22 protein-coding genes are annotated in these 23,963 nt (G+C 51.5%); 14 read left to right on the top strand and 8 right to left on the bottom strand.

The annotated features are described in order from the left end of the window. Positions 1 to 12: 12 nt before the first annotated feature. From AC53GJ_RS07265 to AC53GJ_RS07285, 5 genes are read right to left on the bottom strand one after another with little or no spacing between them, the layout of a single operon-like run. On the bottom strand, positions 13 to 498 hold the full coding sequence (locus tag AC53GJ_RS07265; RefSeq protein WP_496731910.1) for an aromatic-ring-hydroxylating dioxygenase subunit beta: 486 nt from the start codon (positions 496 to 498) through the stop codon (positions 13 to 15). Then, complete coding sequence (locus AC53GJ_RS07270; RefSeq protein WP_496731911.1) at positions 499 to 1,710, bottom strand: aromatic ring-hydroxylating oxygenase subunit alpha; 1,212 nt, start codon at positions 1,708 to 1,710, stop codon at positions 499 to 501. A gap of 3 nt (positions 1,711 to 1,713) precedes the next feature. Continuing rightward, positions 1,714 to 2,853 carry a cupin domain-containing protein gene (locus AC53GJ_RS07275; protein WP_496731913.1) on the bottom strand — a complete coding sequence of 380 codons (1,140 nt, stop codon included), beginning with the start codon at positions 2,851 to 2,853 and terminating at the stop codon, positions 1,714 to 1,716. A 19-nt stretch (positions 2,854 to 2,872) separates the two neighbouring features. Continuing rightward, entirely contained in the window at positions 2,873 to 4,327 is a 1,455-nt protein-coding gene (locus AC53GJ_RS07280) for a di-heme oxidoredictase family protein (RefSeq protein ID WP_496731914.1), read from the bottom strand. 44 nt (positions 4,328 to 4,371) lie between these two features. After that, complete coding sequence (locus tag AC53GJ_RS07285; protein ID WP_496731915.1) at positions 4,372 to 4,977, bottom strand: glutathione S-transferase family protein; 606 nt, start codon at positions 4,975 to 4,977, stop codon at positions 4,372 to 4,374. Between the two features lie 124 nt (positions 4,978 to 5,101). Here AC53GJ_RS07285 and AC53GJ_RS07290 point away from each other — a divergent pair, with 124 nt between their 5' ends. From AC53GJ_RS07290 to AC53GJ_RS07335, 10 genes are all read left to right on the top strand, one after another. Beyond that, on the top strand, positions 5,102 to 6,025 hold the full coding sequence (locus tag AC53GJ_RS07290; RefSeq protein ID WP_496731916.1) for a LysR family transcriptional regulator: 924 nt from the start codon (positions 5,102 to 5,104) through the stop codon (positions 6,023 to 6,025). A 198-nt stretch (positions 6,026 to 6,223) separates the two neighbouring features. Continuing rightward, the gene (locus AC53GJ_RS07295) at positions 6,224 to 6,532 is read left to right on the top strand and encodes a DUF6172 family protein (RefSeq protein ID WP_496731917.1); all 309 of its coding nucleotides are present in this window, start codon (positions 6,224 to 6,226) and stop codon (positions 6,530 to 6,532) included. A gap of 177 nt (positions 6,533 to 6,709) precedes the next feature. Continuing rightward, on the top strand, positions 6,710 to 8,089 hold the full coding sequence (locus tag AC53GJ_RS07300) for a DEAD/DEAH box helicase (RefSeq protein ID WP_496731919.1): 1,380 nt from the start codon (positions 6,710 to 6,712) through the stop codon (positions 8,087 to 8,089). 412 nt (positions 8,090 to 8,501) lie between these two features. Continuing rightward, positions 8,502 to 9,107 carry a class I SAM-dependent methyltransferase gene (locus AC53GJ_RS07305; protein WP_496731921.1) on the top strand — a complete coding sequence of 202 codons (606 nt, stop codon included), beginning with the start codon at positions 8,502 to 8,504 and terminating at the stop codon, positions 9,105 to 9,107. An 85-nt stretch (positions 9,108 to 9,192) separates the two neighbouring features. Further along, on the top strand, positions 9,193 to 10,071 hold the full coding sequence (locus AC53GJ_RS07310; RefSeq protein ID WP_496731923.1) for an alpha/beta fold hydrolase: 879 nt from the start codon (positions 9,193 to 9,195) through the stop codon (positions 10,069 to 10,071). Continuing rightward, on the top strand, positions 10,068 to 10,517 hold the full coding sequence (locus AC53GJ_RS07315) for a hypothetical protein (RefSeq protein ID WP_496731924.1): 450 nt from the start codon (positions 10,068 to 10,070) through the stop codon (positions 10,515 to 10,517). Before AC53GJ_RS07310 ends, AC53GJ_RS07315 begins: the two co-directional genes overlap by 4 nt. After that, complete coding sequence (locus AC53GJ_RS07320) at positions 10,507 to 10,737, top strand: DUF6500 family protein (protein ID WP_496731925.1); 231 nt, start codon at positions 10,507 to 10,509, stop codon at positions 10,735 to 10,737. Before AC53GJ_RS07315 ends, AC53GJ_RS07320 begins: the two co-directional genes overlap by 11 nt. A gap of 22 nt (positions 10,738 to 10,759) precedes the next feature. Next, positions 10,760 to 10,900, top strand: coding sequence for a hypothetical protein (locus tag AC53GJ_RS07325; RefSeq protein ID WP_496731927.1), 141 nt, complete (start codon positions 10,760 to 10,762; stop codon positions 10,898 to 10,900). Between the two features lie 303 nt (positions 10,901 to 11,203). Further along, positions 11,204 to 13,171, top strand: a complete 1,968-nt coding sequence (locus AC53GJ_RS07330; RefSeq protein WP_496731929.1) for a LodA/GoxA family CTQ-dependent oxidase — start codon at positions 11,204 to 11,206, stop codon at positions 13,169 to 13,171. Continuing rightward, positions 13,171 to 14,289, top strand: a complete 1,119-nt coding sequence (locus AC53GJ_RS07335) for an NAD(P)/FAD-dependent oxidoreductase (protein ID WP_496731931.1) — start codon at positions 13,171 to 13,173, stop codon at positions 14,287 to 14,289. The genes AC53GJ_RS07330 and AC53GJ_RS07335 overlap by 1 nt, the downstream gene beginning before the upstream one ends. A 33-nt stretch (positions 14,290 to 14,322) precedes the next feature. On the opposite strand, the gene AC53GJ_RS07340 is transcribed toward AC53GJ_RS07335, so the two are convergent. Together AC53GJ_RS07340 and AC53GJ_RS07345 are read right to left on the bottom strand one after the other, a co-directional pair. Next, positions 14,323 to 15,132, bottom strand: a complete 810-nt coding sequence (locus tag AC53GJ_RS07340; RefSeq protein ID WP_496731932.1) for a S1/P1 nuclease — start codon at positions 15,130 to 15,132, stop codon at positions 14,323 to 14,325. A gap of 54 nt (positions 15,133 to 15,186) precedes the next feature. Further along, positions 15,187 to 16,032 (bottom strand): 23S rRNA (adenine(2030)-N(6))-methyltransferase RlmJ, encoded by an 846-nt coding sequence (locus tag AC53GJ_RS07345; RefSeq protein ID WP_496731934.1) that lies wholly within the window; start codon positions 16,030 to 16,032, stop codon positions 15,187 to 15,189. A 215-nt stretch (positions 16,033 to 16,247) separates the two neighbouring features. On the opposite strand from AC53GJ_RS07345, the gene AC53GJ_RS07350 reads away from it, so the two are divergent. The 4 genes from AC53GJ_RS07350 to AC53GJ_RS07365 all read left to right on the top strand — a co-directional run bounded on the left by AC53GJ_RS07350 (position 16,248) and on the right by AC53GJ_RS07365 (position 23,695). Beyond that, the gene (locus AC53GJ_RS07350; protein ID WP_496731935.1) at positions 16,248 to 17,258 is read left to right on the top strand and encodes a tRNA/rRNA methyltransferase; all 1,011 of its coding nucleotides are present in this window, start codon (positions 16,248 to 16,250) and stop codon (positions 17,256 to 17,258) included. A gap of 144 nt (positions 17,259 to 17,402) precedes the next feature. Next, on the top strand, positions 17,403 to 17,930 hold the full coding sequence (locus AC53GJ_RS07355; RefSeq protein ID WP_496731936.1) for a GAF domain-containing protein: 528 nt from the start codon (positions 17,403 to 17,405) through the stop codon (positions 17,928 to 17,930). 196 nt (positions 17,931 to 18,126) lie between these two features. After that, positions 18,127 to 22,482, top strand: a complete 4,356-nt coding sequence (locus AC53GJ_RS07360; RefSeq protein ID WP_496731937.1) for a response regulator — start codon at positions 18,127 to 18,129, stop codon at positions 22,480 to 22,482. Between the two features lie 49 nt (positions 22,483 to 22,531). Further along, entirely contained in the window at positions 22,532 to 23,695 is a 1,164-nt protein-coding gene (locus tag AC53GJ_RS07365) for a response regulator (RefSeq protein ID WP_496731938.1), read from the top strand. Between the two features lie 2 nt (positions 23,696 to 23,697). On the opposite strand, the gene AC53GJ_RS07370 is transcribed toward AC53GJ_RS07365, so the two are convergent. After that, entirely contained in the window at positions 23,698 to 23,949 is a 252-nt protein-coding gene (locus AC53GJ_RS07370) for a superinfection immunity protein (RefSeq protein WP_496731939.1), read from the bottom strand. Between the last annotated feature and the right edge of the window lie 14 nt (positions 23,950 to 23,963).

A 23,963-nucleotide genomic window follows, 5' to 3' on the forward strand; every position in this document is an offset into this window, starting at 1 on the left:
TTGTTTGATCCTTCAAAGCGGGTAAATAATTGAATCAGGCAAGATTTCTGCATCAATCACACAAAGCCGCCTGTGCAGTAACAGGCTGTTGTGCTGATAGACGAATGAATCATAACTTTCGCCACAGACCAGGAGCTGAGAAGGCAAGCCTTGTCTTGATTCCATCACGAAAAAATTGGCCTGTGCATTCACAATATTGCCTTCTAGTGACACCAGCCGGATATTTGAAATCAACCGGCGCTGCTGACGCTCGCGAAACCAGACCGCTTTTTCTATACCTGTCGCCCGATCAGTCAGCATGCCTTGCCCCTCGCAAAAGATATTGTAAACAGGCATGTTGTCCATGAAATTATATCTGTTGGTCAGCAGATAGCTGCCTTGTTCGGTAAAGTAGCCTGGCCACTTTGTCAGGTTTTGCTCATCGATGGCAGCTGCGTAGCTGGTATAAAAATCATCCAGCGCTTTATCCAGCAATAATGCATTGATCAGATCTTGCATCTACAACTCCATCACTTGCCGGTAATATTGATAAAAGGCCCGAATTGCCGCTTCGGACACCAGGTAATCACAATCACTGTTGCTTTCACCTGCTTCCAGCACCGCTGCAAAGTCTTGCTGGTAGGATATGCCTTGCTGACAGGATGCCAGGATCTCATTGTCATCAATTGATACCAGCCCTGCCGCCCCCAGCAGATTGGCTTGTTTAATACGGCGGTCAGTCAGTTCCTGTGGCTCATCAGCGTAAGCAAAAAAGGTCCATGTTTTAATGCAGGAGTGGGCATCAACAGGCTCGACATGGCGCATCACGAGGCAATTGAGTTGTTGCAAAAAAATCAGATTTGGCCAGAGGGTCATCACGGCCCCCGTCGCTTGCTGAAACTCTGGACTGTGAGCAATCAGACTTTCGTCCTGCAGCGTAAATTCGGCATCCTGCTTGGTGACTGAGCACCCTTCTTGTTTGCTAAAAGTGGCGGTTGATACCAGTACACTGTGTCGTCCTTGCTCCTCAATCAGGATCTGAGTTTTTTGATCAGATCGCCAGATGCCAAATAAAGTAAAAAATGAATGTAAAATAGCGGCATGGATAGTATCTTTGACATTTTCAATTTGCAGTTTCCAGTTACTGGAGACCACATGTTTATGTTTACCTATCACTTTAAGTGGCCTGCCATTACAGACCCGATCAAAATATTGCAGAATTTTAGGTCCAAGGTAGGTTTCCAGGGGGGCCACCGTCTGGCTGAAGCTGGCAAATATCACGCCGTGTCGTTCAGTCACATACAATTGCTGCAGATGGTGGGCGGCAGGATCAAATTGGGCTGACATGCCGCCTTTACCGTCGACGCCACGACTCAGCGGCACACCAACCAAACGTCCTTCCAGATTAAAACTCCATTCATGATAAGGACAAGTGAACAGTTTATTATTGCCTTTGCGTCGTTCACACAGTCGCGCCCCACGATGCGGGCAGCGGTTTAGAAATACTCTGACATCTCCTTTGCGATCTCTGGATACGACGACTCCAAGATTGCCAATGGTACTCAGAATAAAATCACCAGGCTGGGGTAACTCACAACTGAGTGCAACATAGTTCCAGCTATTGGCCAAAAAAATCCGTTCCATTTCAAGTCTGAAAATGGCGTCGTCTGTATAAATAAAGCCGGGGAGCCGGCGCTCTCCGGCTGAAGGCCATGCATAATGTGCATTCATAGTTTACTCAACCGCAGCCGGGGCAGGGGTCGTGTTCTGATGACGGCCGGCAGTTTCAGGGTTATTGCCATACACCACCAGATCCGTGATACGGCTCATAACCGCCATCAGCATGGACCAGCCTTGTTCCTGAATTTTGAATAATTGTTCTGCTTCCTGTAGTTCCGGAGTATGACGACGGATATGGTCATAACCCATTTTGACGTGATGATGATCGTCGGCTTCATGGCTGTGAAAGTGTGCGCTGCTGGTATCAGCAGACATTTCAGGAGCCAGATGGCGATAGAATATTGTGGCTGAAGCTTCAACGACCAAATGTACCAGCACTAGTTTTTGCATATCTGACAAACGTTGTATCGCACTGCTGAACCAACTGCTGGTTGCTTCTAAGATCGGATCAAAAATGTCCGTTTGCTGCAGGCGGCTTGATTCCAGCGCTTTGTTATGGCCGAACTCTTCGACCAGATGCTCCCAGGCAATATCAGTATGCCGTCGGGAATTGCTGGTCAGGTAACGGAAAAATACCATCTTCTGAAAATGATTAGACCAAACCTGAAAACAATCTAAAAAGCGCTGTTTGGCGGCAGGCTCCTGCAGCAAGCCTTTTTTAACCAGTGCAAACAAGCGATGTTTATCAAAGCGGTCTCTGAATTTATCATTGGTCTGAAACAGTTTGTCGACAATATTGTCAGCATGTTGTACCAGATAAGCTTCATCTTGATGAAAAGTTGCCCAGGGATCTTCGATGTTTTCATACAATCCGCGTGAATCAAATTGAATCGACAACCCCCAAAAGCCAGCAGGTTCGGCGCCGATAAAACCATGCGGGCGAGTCGGTGGCACCAATAAGGCGTCACCGGCCGTCATCACCGTTTCGACGTCACCCAGGGTTTGAGCGCCACCTTCGCAAATCAGGATCATTGAATCAACCGGATGGATATGTTCATCCAGTTGTTCGCCGGCCTCCAGTCTGACCCAAGCCATCGAGATGCGGTTATCTTTTGGTAAAAATGCCTGCATGCTTTCATGTTTAGTGAAGTCTTTCACGTGGCCGAGCCAGTGTTCTACACCATTGACTTCAATGGTCCGCATGGACGGAATAGCATCACGCCGGACTAGCGTAACTAATTTACTTTCTAACATTGTAGCTTCCTAATCTGTTTTATAAGTCAACAACTTGCAGTGATTTTAAGAACTGAATTACCGCCTTTTGTTCGGTTAGCGGTAAAAAAGTGAACAGGTCACGACTTTGTCGTGCCTCGCCGCCGTGATACAGAATAGCCGCGGTTAAAGTGGTTATATCACCCCGATGGCCGTAAGGGGCTGAACTGCCAGCATCCCACAATTTACGGGTGACAAAATATTCAGCGCCTGGATTACCATGCTGTGCCGGGCGCGATTGGTCTAATTTTTCATTACAAAAGAAACGTATCGCATCCGGGCTGCCGACCGGATCACATAAGTTGTGTCGTTTAAGGTCGGTATAAGCTCTGACTGTCGCGGTACCATTGGCATTTTTTGCTAAACGCGGTGCCTTGCCTTCTCTGGTCATATCCCAGCGAATGGATCGGGAGGTATCATTGAAGGTATGAGACGCGTTTAATGGGCTGGGTTCTGCGAAGACAGGAACATTGAGTGTTAACTCAGGAACATGGCAGCTGTTACAGCCAATCTCATTAAATTTTTTTGCGCCCAGTGCGACAGCCTGACGTTTTTTCCATGAGTGGGGCAACACTTGCTGCGGTACGGGTAAGGTGGCCTGATACACGGCCAGCGCGGTGATGTCACCGATTGACAACTCGCGTTCAACATCGTCTTCATCATGGTCTTTATCAAAACCTTTCGCCGGATTAAGGTCAAACCTTTCCTCTGCTTGCATGCCATGATGGTGATTCATCGCATCGACGGTAAAATGCCGCAAGGTGGCAATATTGCCAGATTGGTTAAAAGGCCTGACCATCAGATCCGTGTTGATGCCTTCGCTTTCGACCACTGCGCCATGTTCTTTTCTGATATTGAATTGAATGCCCTTGGACTGCAGAGTGTGCCTGCCATCTGGCAAGTTATTTGCCTGAGCACGTAGTTCATAGGTCATTTCGCGGGCAACCATTTCAATCGCGCCTGCACCATGCATGCCTAAGGTATTACGTTCATTACTGAAGTTGGCTGAGACTGACTCTGTCACCGGATCCAGTCGTTGTGCCAGGATAAACGCATTGACGACAAATTCACCTGAACCACCAGTGACCGGTTGGGAATGGCAGCCGGCACAAGAATTGGTTTCAGGGGAAGACGTGCGGATAAATGCCGGTTGATCAGGTGCGCGTTTTTCTCCACCGCCTGTGGTTGCGGGTCTGCCCTGACCATCACAGAGATTAAACTGAGCCACAAACAACTGTTTGCCTAAACGGTGGATCTGTTCAATGCTGACTTTGCCGTTGGTCAGATCGTCATGTTCAATGTGTTGTTCATGCACGCCTGATTCAGGGTAGTTGGCTGGGCATGCAGCTTGGACAGCACCGGCCAGTGCGGTAAAACCCAACAGGGTTAGCATAGGTAAACTGGCACTCACTTTTTTGGCATCGGCAGAATGGCTGCCAAAAGCAGATTTTTGCATGTGAATTTCCTTTTATGCAATAATTTACATGTCATCTAAATAGGTTATTTATCTGGCGTGGCAATAAAACCTGGTAATGCTTCATAGCGGTTGCACCATGCCGCTACAGCACTGAAATCAGCGAGTTCAAAACCTGCTTTCACTGCCAGTGCCAGGTAGCTATAGATGGCAACATCGGCAATGGTTGCTGAGTCGCCAACCAGCCAGTGTCGCTGTGTCAGGTGTTGGTTTAAGAAGGCAAACAGGGACAGGGTGCGCTGATAGGCCTGGTCGACATCGCCAGGTTTCCCCAGTGCTTTGATGCCGCGGTATAACGCAGGTCCCTGGCATACTTCGCCAGCGGATAATGCCAAAAAGTGCTGGATCTGCACTTGCCTGACGATATCTTCAGGATACCAGCGCCGGGCTGGATCGTAGCGGAGAGCCAGATACAGTAAAATGGCATGTGAATCGGCAAAAACCTGATTTTCATCAAGTAACACCGGAATTTGCCCTAAAGGGTTCAGGGCAAGAAATGCTGCAGACTGCTGCTGTTTTGCCTTCAGATCGAGCGGCTCCTTGGTTAACTCCAACCCAAGAAAGGACGCCAGGCAAATAACTTTATGGCAATGACCGGACAGCGCAAAGTAGTAAAGTTGAAGATTATTCATAATAAATAGCAAGTAGCTTCCATAGGAGTGACGGCGCGGGTATTTAAGCTTAAAATCGCCACAGGATAAACGGACAACTCAGAGACACACTGTTTACGGCTTGTTGATAAAATGGAGTGAGTGGATGGACACGCTGGATGGCTTTAAAGCCGTGATTGCAGTTGCAGAAACAGGATCTTTTACTGCTGCGGCTGCCAGACTTGGGTTATCGAAAGCAGTCATTAGCAAGTATATCAATATTGTGGAAGCTCAGTTTGCGACGAAAATTTTTACCCGGACGACTCGTAAAGTTTCGTTGACGCGTGCTGGCAGAAAACTGTATCAGACGATAGTGCATATTCTGGATGAATATTCTTGTTTAATCGATCAGGTGCATGAGGAGCGGACACATCATTCGGGCTTATTGCGGATCACCACGTCAGTGACTTTTGGTGAACAACTGCTGGCACCTAAGTTGCCGCTGTTTATGGATTTATATCCAGATATTCAGTTAGAAATTGAACTGAGCAATCGTAAAGTAGATTTAATTGCCGAACATTTTGATTTAGCTCTCAGAGTTGGCAACGCGGAAGTACAGGATTTGGTTGCCACGCCGATCCGCCATTTTGATATGGTGTTTTGTGCCAGTACAGCCTATTTAGCAGCACATGGGGAGCCCGCCACAGTTGCCGAATTAGCAAAACATCATTGGCTGATTGACAATAACGTTGCGCTGGATCCCTGGCATGAATATGGTTTATCCCATAGCTGGTTAAAGAGCCAGCAGACCCGGTTTACCCTGGTCAATAGTCCGGCGGTGATCAAAAGCCTGTTGCTGGCCAACAAAGGGGTGGCGCTGTTACCTGAATTTTTAGTGCAGCCTGACATCCGCAATGGCAAGCTGAAGGTGTTGATGCCTGAGTGGCCACAACGTCGTCTCACCTTGCATGCTATTTTCCCTGAAAGTCGGTATATGCCTGAAAAATCAAAAGTTTTTATCAGTTTCTTAAAGTCTGAGTTTGGCGATATGACGCAGCCAGAGCCATTGTTGCTGCATTGCTGCAGTTGAGTTTTGTGAAGGCAGGAGTAGACACTGACGACCAGTGCAACACTGACACCATGATCAATTTTGCGTTTTTACCGCCAGTTGCAGCGTACTTTCTGACAGAAAAACACAGATAATGGCGGTTATCTGCCGGCTAACCATGTAGAATGCACCTTCAAAAGCTGGTACAGCTTTTTTATAGTGCTTTGTGCAGGAAATTTAATGAAAAAAACATTTGTGTTAACACACCCTAAGCTGGCTCCAGCGCGTCTGGTCGATTTAATTAAATTCGATATTAAGAAGTACATAAACCGTGAGCGTCGCAAAGCGCTGCCGGCTGGTACTGATTACTGGACCTTTGATTGTCGTTTTGGTGCCACCGAAGCTGACGCCAGCAAAATTTTCACCTCTGAAATCAATAAACATATTGATGCCGCAGTGGCGCAGCAATTACCAGGTTTTTATCTGGAAATTCTGGCCAGAGCTGCCCATCACCAGCCGCGACTGGCGGCGGATGATCAGGCTGACTAAAGCCTACCCACATTTTTAGCCACAGTTTTTCCCACTGCTATGTTGCAGCATGGGCGAATATTTGTGCTTATTTGGTGAAATATCCGCCATTTTTTAAACTATGCTCTCAAGCGCCGACAAAATACTGTATATTCGGCGCCCTTATTTTGACTGTAGCAATTCTACAGAGGAACTCTTATGCAATTTTCATCTTTAGATTTAGCTGCTGATCTGCAACGCGCGTTACTTGACTATGGTTACACCGAGATGACCCCGGTGCAGCAGCAGGCCATTGTGCCAGCTCGCCGTGGTAAAGATTTACAGGTGACGGCACAAACCGGCACTGGTAAAACTGCGGCTTTTGCCATTCCGGTGTTACAGCGTATGTTGGATCAGCCTAAAGCCACAGTCGAACGCCGTCCGCGCACCTTAATTCTGACACCAACCCGTGAACTGGCGGAGCAAATTGCTGAAGCTGTGACGGCATACGCCAAATTTGTGCCGATCAGTGTGACGGCCCTCTATGGTGGCGTGAAAATGGGTGGCCAGGCCAATAAACTGACTGCCGGTGTTGATCTGGTGATTAGTACACCGGGCCGCTTGTTAGAACATATGGCGCTGGGCAATGTCATTCTGAGTGACGTTGAATTTGTGGTGCTGGACGAAGCCGATCGGATGCTGGATATGGGCTTTAGTGCCGATGTGCTGAAGTTGCTGCAAATGACGGCGACGAAACGGCAGACGCTGCTGTTTTCCGCCACCACCTCGCCGGCTGTGAACGAGTTGTCGCATAAAATTCTGCGCAATCACCAGCAAATTCGGGTGGCGAAAGTTAATAGTACTGCCGATACCGTGCACCATGTGGTGTACCCGGTGGAAGAAAGCCGCAAAATTGAACTGTTTGAACAGTTACTGGCAGAGCAAAACTGGTTTCAGGTACTGGTGTTTACCAGTACCAAAGAACAAGCCGATCGGCTGCTGGCAGGCTTACAACAACGCAAAATTGATGCAGCTGTCTGTCATGGTGATAAAAGCCAGGGGGCCAGACGGCGTGCCATCGCTGATTTTAAGTCGGCCAAATTACAAGTGCTGATTGCGACTGAAGTGGCAGCGCGCGGACTGGATATTCAGGGACTGGATTATGTAGTGAACTTCAATCTGCCTTATTTACCGGAAGATTATGTCCATCGCATTGGCCGCACTGGCCGGGCCGGCGCTTCAGGCCAGGCGATTTCATTTGTCAGCCGCGAAGAAGAGCAAACTTTGCAGCGGATCCAAAAACTGATTGGCAGCGACATTCAGCGGATTGTTAAAGCAGGCTTTGATGTCAGTAACCGTGAATCCCTGCTTAAGAGTATTTCCCGCAAAGTGCTGTCCGGCCGTTCGAATAAAGCCAGTGAAACTGTGATCCAGCTTGATGCCGGTCAACATCAGCCACAGCGTAAAAACCGCGCCAGTGATGCCACGGCGCCTGAGCGTAAAAAACCTGCGGCTAAACCGGTGTTTTTAAAACGGACCAACCAAGGGGCTGCTGGCGCTGGTAAAGCGACTTCAGGTCGCAGTAAACGCGATAAATAACCGCAGCACCCGTTGAATTTATTGCAGCCGGTCTTGATCGGCTGCAATTCTTGGCTGCAATGACCGATTGCACTGGCATGTGGTTGGACGCCAAGCGTTGGACGCCAAGCGTTGGACACCAAGTGTTGGACGCCAAGCGTTGGACACCAAGCGTTGGACGCCAAGCGTTGGGCTCGACCTGGTGTAAAACTCAGGCACTGTCCGTCAGCCAGCATCTCTCTATGTTCTATCACAAATATTGCACCGTCTAAGACGCAAGCTCCAAGTTCCTCTGCTATCGCAAGCTGTCCGATGTATTCACCTGCCAAACCACTTTTAACCCCATGACGGCACTGATTTCAGTTGTGGTAGTTAACAACACGCTGTTCAGTGATATAACTGACAGCACAACTTCACTGCTGATGGGATTAAGATGATGACGCAAAAGCTGGCAGATCCGAGCAATGGCTGGGAGCAGGTGGCCGCAGAATTTATCACGTTAAGATCTGGCTCCGACATTGGGGTCGCCGAGCTGCGACAATGGGCACAATTGTTAGCGCCTGGTGCTGCAGTGCTTGATTTAGGCTGTGGTTTCGGCTGGCCGGTCAGTCGCACTTTGCAACAGCTAGGGTTTGATATTTATGCTATAGATGCCTCGGCGCAGCTGGTAGCAGAATTTCGCCGACAATTGCCAACAGCACAGGTTCGTTGCGAAACTGTTGCAGAATCAGACTTTTACCAACGTAGTTTTGCTGGTATTGTTGCCATAGGCTTGCTGTTTTTATTACCTGCAGCCCAACAACTGGCGCTACTGCAGAAAATGGCTGCCGCCTTAACGCCGGATGGTGTGTTGTTATTCAGTGCGCCATGGCAGCAATGTGAGTGGCTGGACCTGACAACAGGGAGGCCATCTCTCTCCCTGGGTCGGCAGGCTTATCTGGCGGCCGCGCAACGGGCAGAATTAACAGCCTTGACTGAGTTCACCGATGCCGGTGGCAATCATTATTTTTGTTTTCAAAAACGTTCAATCTGCGGCTGATGTTATCAGCGCTGTTGAAGACAAGGAGTAGGGGGTAATGCAGTGGCCGACCTTTGTGCAGTACATTAAATTTGGACTGGCTTGCATGATGATAGCTTTGCTGCTGACCGCGAGCAGCATAAACGCTACCGCCAGTCAAACTAGCACTGCAGCGTCATGGCGTATCCAACAAGCTGAGATTGGCGGGCTTGCGTTAGAATATGTCGACAGTGCCAGTTTGGCGAATACGCCAACAGCGGCAACTCAAGGCGGTTATACCCTGGTGGTTGAATCTGGCGTCGGCACCGGACTTCGCTACTGGCAACCCTTACTGGCTGATTTTGCTGCGCTGCCGATGCGTACCATCATTTATTCCCGTGCTGGCAATGGCCAGTCTGAGCAGGCGGCCGATCCTTCTTTGCCCGCCACGGCGCTGCGGCTGACGCAATTGTTACAACAACTGAAAGTACAGCCACCGCTGATCCTGGTCGGGCATTCATTTGGTGCCTTGCATGCCAGATTTTATGCAGCGACCCATCCGGCAGCTGTGGCCGGCCTGATATTGATCGATCCAAGTCATGAGCAGTTTGGCCAGAGTTTAGCCCGGTTGGATCCACAGTGGGCTGCCAAAGATGCCGCTACCTTAGATAAGCTGTTGGCTGCAGCGCCGGAATGGCAGGTGTTGCAACAGTTGTATCAGCAACAAAGCCTGGTCGCAGATATCAAGCCGCAACTGCCGCTGGTGCTGCTGACGTCAGTGCAGCAGCAGGAAAGTGACTGGTGGATTGGGCATAGTGCAAAGGGCAAGCAGCTTTGGCTGCAGTTGCATCAACAGTTGCTGGCCCGGCAGCACAATGCCGTGCATCTGGTGACAGACCGCAGTGGTCATCACATTCCGCTAGAGCAGCCAAAGCTAGTGTTCAGCGCCTTGCAATCACTGTTGCTGTTACTTGAATTGCCGCCGCCGCAGCAGCAGACGCCATGATCTGGTCGCTGTACTGGCGCAGCCAACTGCTGCTGTTGGCGGCGATGCTACTGCTGGTAGTGCTCAAACAACAGTGGCCCTGGTTGGTGGCGGCTCAAGTCGAGTTTGAACCCAGTCTGTTCTGGTGCCAACTGGCCGTTATTGTTGGCCTCTGTTCGTACAGTGGTCGTTTTGGCTGTGGTTATTTGCATTGGGGGCTGCGGCAACCGCAACCTGTCGCGTTTTATCAGCGTTTTCAGTTATGGCTTTGTGGTTTTTTACTGCTACTGGCTTTGCTTGGCGCCCTGTTGGCTATGCTGACCATGGTGTTACAACAAGCTGAACTCTGGGCCTGTTACAAACTTTATCTGCAGCCGCTGCTGCTTTTGGCTGGCCCCGCTGTGGTGGGTCAATGGTTTATGCAACAACAACGGCGACTTTCGCCTGGGAGTTTAGATGCGGGCTAGCCTCAGAGCCACGATAATCGCAGTTTGCGAGCAAAAAATTCAGCGCAAAGGTGAGCAAGTTGGTTTGTCTTTTTACGCATTTTTTGCCAATAAAAATACTGATCCAGAGTTATTGCTGGAAGCGGCAGATTGGTGGATCCGGCAACATCAGTTAGATCACTTTGAGAAAGCAATAAAAATCAAACAGCTGGTACTTGATGAAGGTTCCCCCTTGGCATAACCCAGCAGGAATGGCGCCGCAGATGAGCAAAGATTATTTTCAGCATAAAGCTCAGAGTTATCAGCAAAACCCGCAACGGGTCGCCAATGTCGTAGCCATCGCGGCTGCAATGCAGGCTTGTGTCAATTTCCAGCGGCAGGGTATAGGCCAGCCGCGTTGCTGAAAGCTCTGGTAAAGATTCGGCAACTGTTGGCATTGACCTGTACCGAGATTTGTGATGATCCCGCCAATCCGCTGGCGCTGCTGCAATTCTGACACAGCGCTGCCCGTTGGTTTGGTGGTTGTCATTTTACAACCCGCCATTTTACAACCCGACCAGCCTGAACTAGGCTTTGGCTGGTTTGTTCCCAACATACCTCTGCACGTTGTTTGTGTACCAGTACTTGGTACCCAGTACGTGGTACCCAGTACGTGGTACCCAGTACGCAGGATCTGTGTACAACTTCCCCTATAAAGGAATATTGTTATGAGTCAGCTTTATCCTTCAGAAAACTCAGCTGCGGCTGAAATTGTCAGTGCTGCCATTTACCCACCTATTGGTGTGATGCGGGTAGGGAACAGCGCAACAGGTTATTTTATTGGCCCGGAAGTGGCTCAGCCACTAGCGCAGGATCTTGGCTTTTACCGCGATGCCGATGGTGCGCTGAAACGCCAGGCCGCCCGGTTTCGCATTTATGGCTTAGACGCGGCCGGTCAGGTGGTGCAGGAACTGACGGCCGACAATGCCAGTATTCGCTGGCAAGCCAGACTGGCCAATCAGAAAGCGTCCTGGTATGAATTTCAGCTGGCGCTGGATATTCCGGAAGCCGCCGAAGCTCCGCCATCATTATTACGCAATGCCGCTGTCACCGATCGCAGTACTTTGTTGATCGATGGTGGCCAGCAACAAGTGTCAGGTCGCGCTGTGGATGGCAAAAATGCACAGTTTGTCGGTACTTTCACCGGCGTGCAGGTGTATCTGGGCGAAATGCGCACCGATGAGCAAGGGCGTTTACTGATGCTGGGCGGGCATGGCGTTTCCGCCAATCCGGCAGGGCAGCCGGCAGTGACTTTTGGCAATAATGAAGGCTGGTATGACGACACCTCGGATGGCCCTATCACTGCGGAGGTCAGCTATCAGGGCCGTCCTTTAGTGGTCAAACCAGCCTGGGTCATTTGTGCGCCACCAGATTATGCGCCAATGCAAAAGTCGGTGCGCACCATGTGGGACTTAATGCGTGATGTGGCGGTGCAGGCCGGGATGTTACCCAAGCCGGGTCGGCCATCTTTTATGCAGGATATTCTGCCGATCTTCCAGCGGATGACCGATCTGCAGTGGGTGAATGCCGGTTTTGCCGCTGGTTTTGGCTGGAACAGTGCCTTTGATTTTACTTCCGCAGACTGGTTAAACCGTTTGGCCGATCCATCACCGGTCTGGCGCGAAGCCCGTCGGGCGTTATTTCACAATTTCCGTTCGCTGCAGACTGTTTTTTACCACCCCAATGGGCAGGGCAAAAACCAGAGCTGGGATCCATCTTTTGCTGCGGCATCACCACAGCAGTGGCCCTGGCTATATGGCGATGCCATGAGTGTGGACGCTGGCGCTTCGCCACGGCAGTTTGTCAGTCTGACGTCAGTGCAATTAACAGCGCTGGCCGCCTGGGCTGAAGGTAATTTTGAGCCGGATTTCCCACCGAAACACCCCCCTTACACCAGCCTGGAGCAAGTGCCGCTGCCGGAACAACCACAGATGCTGACCCAGGCGGCGATGGATTTTTGTCTGGCGGATGCCTTTCATCCCGGTTGCGAAATGACCTGGCCAATGCGGACTGCCGGCATGTACAGCGAAGCTTTCCGGCTGCGACATGCCAGCGACACTGCCCCTGTCCATGGGATCAATTATGGTGCGGAAATGACGCCGCAAATAGCCCTGCAAGCCAATGGACCCATCTGCAGTGGTCAGGTCGCAGGTGGTATTACCCGTTGGATGGCGATCCCATGGCAGACCGATACTGCCAGTTGTCGTGATGGTTATAACCTGGCCTATGATCCATATTTGCCAACCTTCTGGCCGGCCAGGGTGCCAAATAATATGCTCGATCAGCATAATTATCAGATCGTACTGAATGAAGCCTTGCCGATAGCCGAACGGCAGCGGGCTTTTAATGAACGGCAGTTCTGGCTGGATGATTTACCGATTGGGCCTTCGACGGATTATCTGGCGCAGATTAACAGTATGATCACCCATTTTGCCGATCTGGCACTGGTGCTGCCGCAAACCCAGCCAGGCGTCAGTCAGTTCCCAACTACCATGCAGGTCGGGATTGCCCCGGCAAAAGCTGAACACGCGAAACCGATGCTGCTGCACTCTGCTAGGCCCAGCCTCAGTTCGCGTGAGCGGCGGCAACAACTGGCAGCGACCGATAAAGCGAACCGCTTCCGGCGCAAACGCTGATGCGAGGGCCACAAGGTTCAGCCTTGCAGGCTGAGATCACCATCTTCGGCGCTGGCATCGGCGGCTGCATCGCTGCGCTGGCTTTGCAGCCGTATTATTCGGTGTTGTTGGTCGATACGGCCGCTGAACCTGCGGCACGGGTGGGCGAGAGCCTGGCCGGTGCCGCCGGCCGGATCCTGCACCAATTGTCTTTGTTGCCCTTGTTGCAACAGGGTCATTTGCGCTCGCACGGCATGTTGTCGTACTGGGGTAGCAGCCAGCCGCAGTTGCAGGATCGGCTGGCAGATCCGGACGGTGCTGGCTGGCAGTTAGATCGGGTCTTGTTCGGTCAGCAGCTGCGACAAACCGCGCAGGCGCGTGGTGTACGAACCTTGTGGCCAGCCCGGCTGGCTAGCTCAGCAGCCCCGGTGTATCAGCGGGATGACACCGGCCATTGGGAGCTGCAACTGACAGATGCGCAGCAGCAGTATCAGCTGCGCACGCGCGTCGTGATTGATGCCACCGGTCGGCACCGTCAGTTTGCCAGGCTCTTGGGGGGCAAATGCCAGCAACTGGATCAGTTGTTATCAGTCTGGTTGACGGCAAGAGTACGGGTGCAAAAAGCTATCAGTGTACTGAGCAGCAGCAGTCAGGGCTGGTGGTACAGTGCCCCTTTGCCGGACGCTGCCGTGGTCACACCGTTGCAACAGGCTGCAACACCGAGTCAGGCCAGGCTATTTGCCTGGCAGGTGCCGGCGGCGCAGTTGGATAAAAGTCATGGCCAGTCAGCCGCTGCATTTTTGCAAGCTGCAGCGCAAGTGCCGGGTTTTGCAACTTTAGTCAGTCAGGTGCTGCCGGGCAGTTGCAGTGAGCCGGTGCTGGTGGCTGCCAATTCGGCCAGATTAACCGAGGCGGCAGGGCCAGGCTGGTTTGCGATCGGCGACGCTGCACTCAGTTTTGACCCGCTGTCTGCCCAAGGTATGTTTAATGCGATGGCTACTGCCATGCAACTGGCTGATTTGCTGATTGCGGATGGTTTAAGCGCTGCGACCACTGCCGCCAGCTATCAGGCACAACTGGATCTGATCTGGCAGCATTATCTGCAACACCGCCAGCGCTACTATCAATTAGCAGGCTGAAGCCCGGCAATTCGCAGGCTGAGCCTGGCCGAGTTATTCCTTCGTCAGCAGCAGTTGATCGAGCCACCAGGCCAGTCGCACTCCGGCTTGTAACAGTCGTTGTTCGACCACAGGTCCGTCACGGTCGATGCTTTGAGCGTCCAGCAACATGCCAGGCCGGTAATGCTGATAAATCCGTCTGGTCTGGCGCAGCGATTCATTGGCCCAGCTCAGCACATCACCCTGCCGCCAGGCTGCGCTTTCACTGCTGCTTAGGTTGGCAAAGCGGTTTAAAATTTTTGCCGGATCAGCGTCATAGCCCATTTCGGCTAACAGTGCGCTGTCCCAGACACCATGCAAATTGGCTGGTTTTTGCAAAAAATACACCGCCGTTTTATTACCACCCCAGTCATCTGCGTAACTGACATGCAGTGGCTGATGCAGATCGGCAATAAAATGGCCAACAAACCATAAGGATTGCAGCCTGGTGACTGAATCCGGTAACTGCTGCAACAAGGCACTGTGATGGGCGATGGCAGAGGATAAACAGCCAACATCGGCGCAGTCGTGGCTGTCTACATGGCTGTCATCCCTTGCCACATTGATAAAGTGATGATTTTTGCTGTAACTAAATTCCGGCAAACTGCGCACTTCATCCGGCCAGACACAACCGTCAGCAAAACTTTGTTTTTGTGGTTGCGGCATGGCAGTGGCAAACTGCATCAGGGCAGTGATACGTTGCTGCGTGGCCGGTTGGGCCAATTGGTAGGCCAGCAGACAGACCTGCTGATGACCAGTGCGGCCAAAGGCCATCGCCTGCCAGGAGCAAAGGCTGAGACAGGCTAGCAATAGTAACAATCGCATGATAATTCTCCTTTTAATGCCAACAGGCTTGGCTGAGTCAATGAACCAGCTTGGTTATTCGGCAACCGTCTGGCTGACTTGCCAGTTGGCTGCACCATCGGCCAGTAACGGCGCAATTTCAGTCAGGGCCGCTTCCATCTCCGCTGCCAGGGTGTATGGCGGATTGATCACCAGCATGCCTGAGCCTGTCATGCCAAAACCTTCACTATCCGCCTTCGGACAATATTCTATCCTTAATTGATTACGGATCCCGCACTCGGCGATGGCTTGTAACACAGCTTCGATACTGCTGCGTTCAATCACCGGATACCAGATGGCATAAGTGGCTTGCGGGAAACGCTGATAGGCCAGTTGCAGACCTTTGATCAGATCCTGATACTCAGTTTTCAGCTCATAAGGAGGATCGATCAGCACCAAGCCGCGTTTATGCAGCGGTGGCAACATGGCTTTAAAGCCAGCGTAAGCATCCATATTGGCGATGCGGCAATGGCCTCGGTGCAGAAACTGGGCCTGCAGCAGTGGAAAATCTGTCGGGTGTAATTCAGTGGCCTGAATACTGTCGGTGCTGCGTAGCAGCAGCCTGGCAATCGTCGGCGAGCCCGGATAAAACTGCACATCACCTTGTGGATTTAATTGCTTAATCAGACCCAAATAGGCCTGCAGCGCCGGGCTTTGCAGTTGCTGTTGATGCGGTAACAACCGGCCTATGCCGGTTTGATATTCAGCGGTTTTTTGTGCCTGTTCTGATTGCAGGCTGTATAACCCCGCACCTGCATGACTGTCATGGTAACAAAATGGTTTATCTTTTTTCTTCAAATACAGAAGGATAGCTACTTCGACCAGATGCTTGATCACATCGGCATGGTTGCCAGCGTGATAACTGTGACGATAACTCAACATAATTCAGGCTCCGTGATGGCAAGCTGTCCGGCCACAGGCATAACACAGGATCAGCGAAAAAGCGCCACAGCATACTGCGCACAGCGCTAAACTCAAGTCTAATTTGTGCATGGCGATGGCTTCCTGCTACGCCATTGCTGGCAATTAGGGTAGAATAGTTGCCCTTTGTTGACTGTAGTGCCGTTTTAGCGGTGCCACCCTGTAAGGAATAAATTGTGTCTGCTGCTTCAAAATCACCGCGCCCGGCGCGTCAATCAGGCTCTGCTGGCAACAGCAAACCCGCTCTGGCGGCAGGCAGTCCTGCCGGCGGTCGGGGTTCGGCGGCGGCCAAAACTAGTGGCCGTAGCCAGGGTAGGCCAGGCCAGCGTCAGCGCCAACAGCAGGCCGATCCCTTGCAAAAGCCCTGGGTCAAAGCGGCTGCTAAAACCGGCCCTAGCGACAAAAATACCGACAACACCACGCACTCTGTCAGTGCCGCCTTGTTAAAACAACACCGGCTGGAAGAAGCCAAGGTGCAGGGTGAAAATGCCTGCCGGGTTTGTTTTACCCAGCGCCCTGATGCGGTGGTGAAAATGTATCTGCATGCCAGTCTGGCCGCTAAATTTGCCGATGTGATGAAATATCTGGCGGCGCATAAAAAGGCTTATCATCTGGTCGATGACGCTGAACTGGAAAAAATTACCGGCAGCTCGCATCATGGCGGTGTGGTGTTGGTGGTTAAACGTAAAGCTGAGCAAAGTCTGGCCAGTTATCTGGCGGCCAATAAACAGAAAAAACAAGACTGTTTGCTGGCACTGGATGGGGTGGGTAATCCGCACAATCTGGGGGCCATCGCCCGCAGTTGCGCCCATTTTGGTGTGACCGGCATTATGATGACCACGCCGGATTTATTGCAATCCGGTGCTGCCGCCCGCACCGCTGAAGGGGGCCTGGAGTTTATTACCGGCCTTGGCTGTGACAATTTGGCGCTGGCATTACAACTGTGCAAACAAGCCGGTTATAGCCTGATCACCACGTCCAGCCATGCTGGGGTGTCGTTATACCAAAGCAAACTGCCGGCCAAAGTGGTGGTGGTGTTTGGCGAGGAAATGGACGGGGTATCCTCTCAGGTTGCCAACAGTACGGATGTAGCGTTGCAAATTCCGGGGACTGGCCGGGTCGAGTCGTTAAATGTCAGTGTGGCCGCCAGTTTGATTTTGGGTGAATGGTACCGGCAGCAACAGTAAATAGAGTAAGGGTCTGGTTGCTGCTGGCCAGTCAGTTGCAGGCTTGCGATTGGCGGTCGGAATTTTCTGCCGACCGCACTTGTCAGAGTCAGTGTTATCGCTGACAGTGAGCACAGTATTATTTGATGTGACTAAGGAGAGTGCATGCTGGACCAAACTGCGTTATTACTGTTGATCAAAGCCTATAAAGATCAGCAACTGACAGAAGAGCAATTTTATCGCCAACTGACTGAAACTATCACGCTCAGCCTCAATTGCAGCAGAGCTAGTTTGTGGTTATATGCCGATACGCTGCTCAATGAAATTGTGGCAGTGGATTTATTCGACAGTAACCAGCAGGATCATCTGCAAGGGATGCGGTTGCATGAAGATGATTTTGCGCCCTATTTTGCTGCCATGCGTGATGAGGGTGGCATTGATGCCCCTCAAGCTGCGACGCACCCGGCCACCCGTTGCTTTAATGAGTTGTATTTTTTACCCAATGATATTTATTCGTTATTAGATGTTGGCATCCGCATCAATGGCCAGCTGGTTGGCGTGTTCTGCTGTGAACAGGTTGGCGCTGAAATGCATTGGACTCAGTCACAAAAAACCTATCTGGAACAAGCTGGCAAACTGATCACCTTCGCTCTCAAGCCCTTGTTAATCCAAAAATTCTCGGCGTTATTTTAAATCGGTACTATCTTTAAAGCCAATACCGCCTGCTATTCTGCTGCCGGGCAGCGGAGCAGAGCGGTGGAAGCCATGCCGCCATTGGCGTTGAACCCCGTGACTGCGGGCGGACTTCGCCTGCTGTAGCGCGGTTGCATGAGCCAGCTTGCTGTTGCAGGCTAGCCTTGGTGTCAGCGCGACAAAGGACAGCAGCCGAATGCGAATTAAAGCGACCAGTAATCTGATTGCCGCCGTGATGGTGATTTTAATCGCGCTGACGATGATCGCGGTGCTACTGACCAATCACTATCAACAACAACGTTTGCAGGTACAAACCGATTTGCTGCACGCTCAGCAGATGTTGGTGTTATTTCGCAAAGGCAGCGATAACCTGAGTTATGCCGTGCGTGCTTTTGCTGCCACCGGCCAGGAGAAGTTTCAGTCTGAGTATCAGGCCGAGCTGGAAGTGACTCAATCCAGAGAAAGAGCCTTAGAAGGACTGTCGCAACTCAGTCTGAAGAGTAATGAACAACAATTACTGAGTGAGAGCAAATTATTGTCGGATACCGCGGTGCAGCTGGAGCAAAAAATCTTTGCGCAAAGTTCAGCGCAGGCGGTGCTGGCCGCTTACGGCAGTCAGTACAGTAATGCGAAAAGAGCCGTCAATAGTCGATTAAACAATCTGGCGACTGAACTGCAACAGCGGCTGGAACAGCAGATTGACTATTTTGCCCGCTTGACGCTTCGCACTGAGCAACTGTTATTTACCTTGCTGCTGCTCGATTGTGCCTTGCTGTTGCTGGTGTTTATTGGCTTTGTCCGGTTGCGGCTGGTGCGGCCCCTGCTGCGCCTGACCCGGCAGACCCAGCGTCTGGCTGCGGGTGAGATGACAGCTGAGTTTGGTTATCAGCAAGATCAGTCTGAATTAGGCGAATTGGCGCGGGCGCTGGAAAGTTACCGGCTGGCCAGTCAGGAAATTGATTTACAACGTGCCGCCAAAACGCTGATTTCTCAGCTGGCCAGCTCATTGCAAGCCTGTCACAGTTATGCCGGTCTTGGCCAGACCGCGTTACAAATTCTGGCGACCGAATTAAAACTGCAACATGGGCTGTTCTATTGGTTTGATCCAGAGCTGGCTGAACTGCAACTGATGGCCACTTATGCTTGTGTCGACAGCAGCCAGGTGCCGAGCCGGCTGGCATTAGGCCAAGGTCTGGCGGGGCAGGCCATTTTACAGCAACAGTCGCTGTTGACTGAAGCACCAGCAGGTTATCTGCAGATAGGTTCAGGTTTAGGCCAGGCTGACGCCGCTTCAATTCTGATTGTACCTTTACTTGATCAGGGCCTGGTGCTGGGGGTGCTGGAGTTAGCTTGTTTACACAGTGCCAGCCAGCAGCAATGGCGCTTGCTTGACAGCGCCTTACCGGCGCTGGTCAGTGCCATCACCACCTTGCAACGGCATTTGCATAATGAAGAGCTGCTGGCAGCCACCAAACGGCAAGCGCAAAAGATGCAAGCCCAGGCGCAAATACTGGCCGAACAAACCGCAACTTTAGAAGCCCAGCAATTAGAAATCCGCGCCACAGAAGCCTGGTACCGCGGTATTATTCAGTCGGCACCAGAAGGCTTGCTGGTCTGTGATCAACAAGGGCGGATCATTTTATTTAACTCCCGCTTGTCGCAGATGTTTGATTATCCTGAACAAAGGTTAACCGGCCTGGAGATTGGCCAGTTGTTGCCAGACTGCGAATTATTGCTGACGCAGCTGTGCCAGCCTGATAGCCCGCAACCACAGACTGGGCTGGAGCATACCGGCATCATGGCCTCGGGTCAGGCTTTTCCGGTCGAATTACAACTGGCGCTGTTGCCGCCGATGGATAACAAGGCAGATGGCATCTGCATTTCGGTGCGGGATATCCGTGAGCGGCAGGCTGCGCAGCGGTTGTTATCCGATCAATTCAGTTTTCAGCGGGCACTGATTGACACCATTCCTTATCCGGTGTTTTACAAAGGTCCGGATGCCCGTTTTGAAGGGGTGAATCAGGCCTATGAAAAAACCTTTGCCGTACAGCGGCAACAGTTAATTGGCAAAACGGTGCTGGATCTTGATTATCTGCCGTTGCCGATGCGCCAGCAATATCAAGCGGAAGATGAAACCGCCATCGCCCAAAGCAGTTCGTTACAACGTGAAATCAGTATGCAGTTTAGTGATGGTCAACTGCATGAAACCATTTATTTTATTGCCGGCTTTCAAAAAGCCGATGGCAGTCCAGGCGGTTTGGTCGGTACTTTTGTCGATATCTCAGAGCAAAAAGCGGCGGAGCGGGCGATGTTACAGGCCAAGGAGCTGGCGGAGCAGGCTACCCGGATGAAATCCGATTTTCTGGCCAATATGAGTCATGAAATCCGTACGCCAATGAATGCCATTATTGGCATGTCCCACCTGGCGCTAAAAACTGAGCTGACCGGGCAGCAGCGTGATTACATCAAAAAAGTCCAGTCGGCTGGCCAGCATTTGCTGGGCATTATCAATGACATTCTGGATATTTCCAAAATCGAAGCTGGTAAATTAGAGCTGGAACAGGTCAGTTTTCAACTGGAGCGGACCTTAGAAAATGTGGCTGTCTTACTGAGTGAAAAAGCCACTGCCAAAGGTCTGGAACTGATTATTGATATCAGTCCGGAAGTGCCGAAAGCATTTATCGGCGACCCGTTGCGGCTGGGGCAGGTGTTAATCAATTATGCCAATAATGCGGTTAAATTTACCGAACGGGGGGAGATTTGTCTGCAAATCCGGTTGCAGCAGTTGGAGGCCGAGCGGGCGTTATTGCATTTTTCGGTGCGGGATACTGGTATTGGTCTGACCGCGAGCCAAATCAGCAAGTTATTTCAAAGTTTTCAGCAAGCGGACAATTCCACCACCCGCAAATATGGCGGTACCGGACTAGGTTTATCGATTTGTAAGCAGTTGGTCAGTCTGATGGGCGGCGAAGTGGGGGTCGAAAGTACCTTAGGCGTCGGTAGTTGTTTCTGGTTTACCGCTTGGTTAAAGCTCGATCCAACGCCGGCCCGTATTTTGTTACCACGGCATGATTTGCGCCGGCAGCGGGTGTTAGTGGTCGATGATAATCAGAGCGCGCTCAGTGTGTTGGCCGAGTTATTGACCGCGATGACTTTTATCGTCACCACCAGTACCAACGGTGCTGAAGCGGTAAGGCTGATCCGTCAGGCTGAACTCAATGGCCAGCAATTCCGGCTGGTGATGCTGGACTGGCAAATGCCAGGTATGGATGGCTTGGAACTGGCGCAGGCGATTGGCCAGTTGGCGTTGGCCGACCGACCTAAGCTGGTGATGGTGACGGCCTTTGGCCGGGAAGAACTGTTGGCTCAGGCCAGTGCCGCCGGTATCGAAAGCGTGTTGCTAAAACCGGTGAATGCCTCGATGTTATTTGATACCGCGATGGAGTTGCTCGGTGGCAGTGCTGCGCAAGCTGTTGTCACAGCGCCAGCACAAACTGTCGATTTGCAACAGCTCAGTCGTTATCAGGGGTTGCCGATTTTGCTGGTAGAAGATAATGAGTTGAATCAGCAAGTCGGGCAGGAGCTGCTCCAAAACGCTGGTTTTGTGGTGACAGTCGCCAAAGATGGCGCGCAAGCGCTGGCTCTGGTGCAGCAACAGCCTTTTGCGCTGGTGCTGATGGATATGCAGATGCCGGTGATGGATGGAGTGACCGCCACCGAAAAAATTCGCCAGTTGCCTCAGTTGCAGCAATTGCCGATAGTGGCGATGACGGCCAATGCCATGGCGCAGGACAAAGCCCGTTGTCTGCAAGCCGGCATGGTCGATTTTATCAGTAAGCCGATTGAACCTGAGCAGCTGTTTTTGACCATGTTGCGGTATTTACCTGCGCCATCCGCCGGGCTTGACAATGGCAAAGTCGAGCTGTCAGCGGCATTGCCTGTAGCGCTGACATTGCCCTGGCAGTTGTTGGATCAGGTGCAGGGTTTGCAATGGCGTTCAGCGTTGCAGCGCTTGCAACAGAATGAAGCTTTATATCTGTCTTTATTACAAAAATATCGCGACTCGCCGCAGCCACTGTGGCAACAACTGACTACTGCGCTCCAGGCGCAGCAATTGGATGAGGTTGAACGCCATGCCCATAGCCTGAAAGGGGTGGCTGCGACACTGGGGGCGACGGCGCTGGCAGCAGTTGCAGCGGTGTTAGAACAACAAGCCGCGTCTGCTGCGGCTGAACAACCACTGTGGGCTGAAACTGCCATTGCGGTGATCGGCCAGGCTCGTCAATTGCAACAGGATTTAAGCGAGATTTGGCCTTTCTTGCAAACGGCCACTATGTCACAGGACCAGGTCAGCAGTTGCAATCCGGAGTCATGGCAGCAGCAGTTATTGGCTTTGTTATTGGCGGATGATGCCCAAGCGCTGAGTTGTTATGCCGGGCAGCAACAGCGCTGGCAACAGTATTATCCGGCCATCAGCCCGCAGTTACAGCTGGCCATGCAGAACATTGATTTTGAACAAGCCGTAGCGCTGGTGAGCTCAGTGCTGTCGTAGCCTGGCGTTTGGCAACACCCGGCACCATGGCGTGCACAGGAGAATAGAGATGGATAGCAGCATGCAAACCAACTTAGGTCATCAGGCAACCCTGCTGGTGGTGGATGATACACCAGATAATTTGTTGTTGATGAGCGGCCTGTTAAAAGATTTATATCGGGTGAAAATCGCCGCCAATGGTGCTAAAGCTTTGCAGATAGCGACGGGCGAGAGCCCACCGGATTTGATTTTGCTGGATATTATGATGCCAGGCATGGATGGTTTTGAAGTCTGCCGGCGGTTAAAGGCCAATCCACACAGTCAGCATATTCCGGTATTGTTTTTGACCGCTAAGTCGGCAGTGGCGGATGAAGAGCAGGGGTTTGCCCTAGGTGCCGTTGATTTTATCAGTAAACCAATCAGTCCGCCTGTGGTGCTGGCGCGGGTGAAAGCGCAGCTGGCTTTGAAAAATCAGGTTGATTTCTTGCGGGATAACAATGTGTTGTTGCAACAGGAAGTGGAGAAACGGACCCGCGAAATTCAGGCGATCCAGGATGTGACCATTCTGGCGATGGCATCGCTGGCGGAAACCCGTGATGCTGATACCGGCAACCATATTCGCCGCACTCAGCATTATGTCAAAGTGTTAGCAGAGCATTTAAGTCAACTGCCGCAGTTTCAGCAACTGTTAACCACAGATGTGATTGATTTACTGTTTAAATCTGCGCCCTTGCATGATATTGGCAAAGTGGGGATCCCGGATCGAATTTTACTCAAGCCCGGTCCTTTTGAAGGCAATGAATTTGACATTATGAAAACCCATACCACTTTGGGTTGGAATGCCATTGAATATGCAGAAAAAGCACTGGGTACGCCGGTGGCTTTTTTGCATTTGGCGAAAGAAATCGCCTTGTACCATCAGGAGAAATGGGATGGCAGCGGTTATCCGCATGGGCTGGCTGGCGAGGCCATTCCATTGTCAGCCCGGTTGATGGCGCTGGCGGATGTGTATGATGCGCTGATCAGCCGCCGCGTTTATAAAGAGGGCATGCCCCATCAGCAAGCCCGGCAGATCATCATCGCAGGGGCAGGCCAACATTTTGACCCGGTGATAGTGGCGGCCTTTCTGGCGGTTGAGCAGCAGTTTATTCAGATCGCCGAACGTTTTGCCGATACCGACGCTGAATTACAAAACAAGGCAGCTCATCTGGCAGAGATCCGCGGCCAAAGTTAACATCATGGCTTGGCGTCAGTCTGGCTGGCTGTTTTTTGCCAGATTTTACCGGTAACAGCCCAGACCATGCAGCCGCCCCAGGCAATGACTGACAAACCAGCCGGGATATTGGCCAGTGCTATCAGCTTTAGATGTTTGCGGTTAAAAAACAGTGCCAGCAGGGTGGGTAAAAACCAGCTGACCAGCAGCACTGGCGCAAACCAAAGCCAGAACACTAAACCTTGTTGTTGTAAATGTTGTAGGAGTTGTTCCATGCGAAAATCCTTTC

This window comes from Rheinheimera sp. B2H12 (assembly GCF_059620065.1).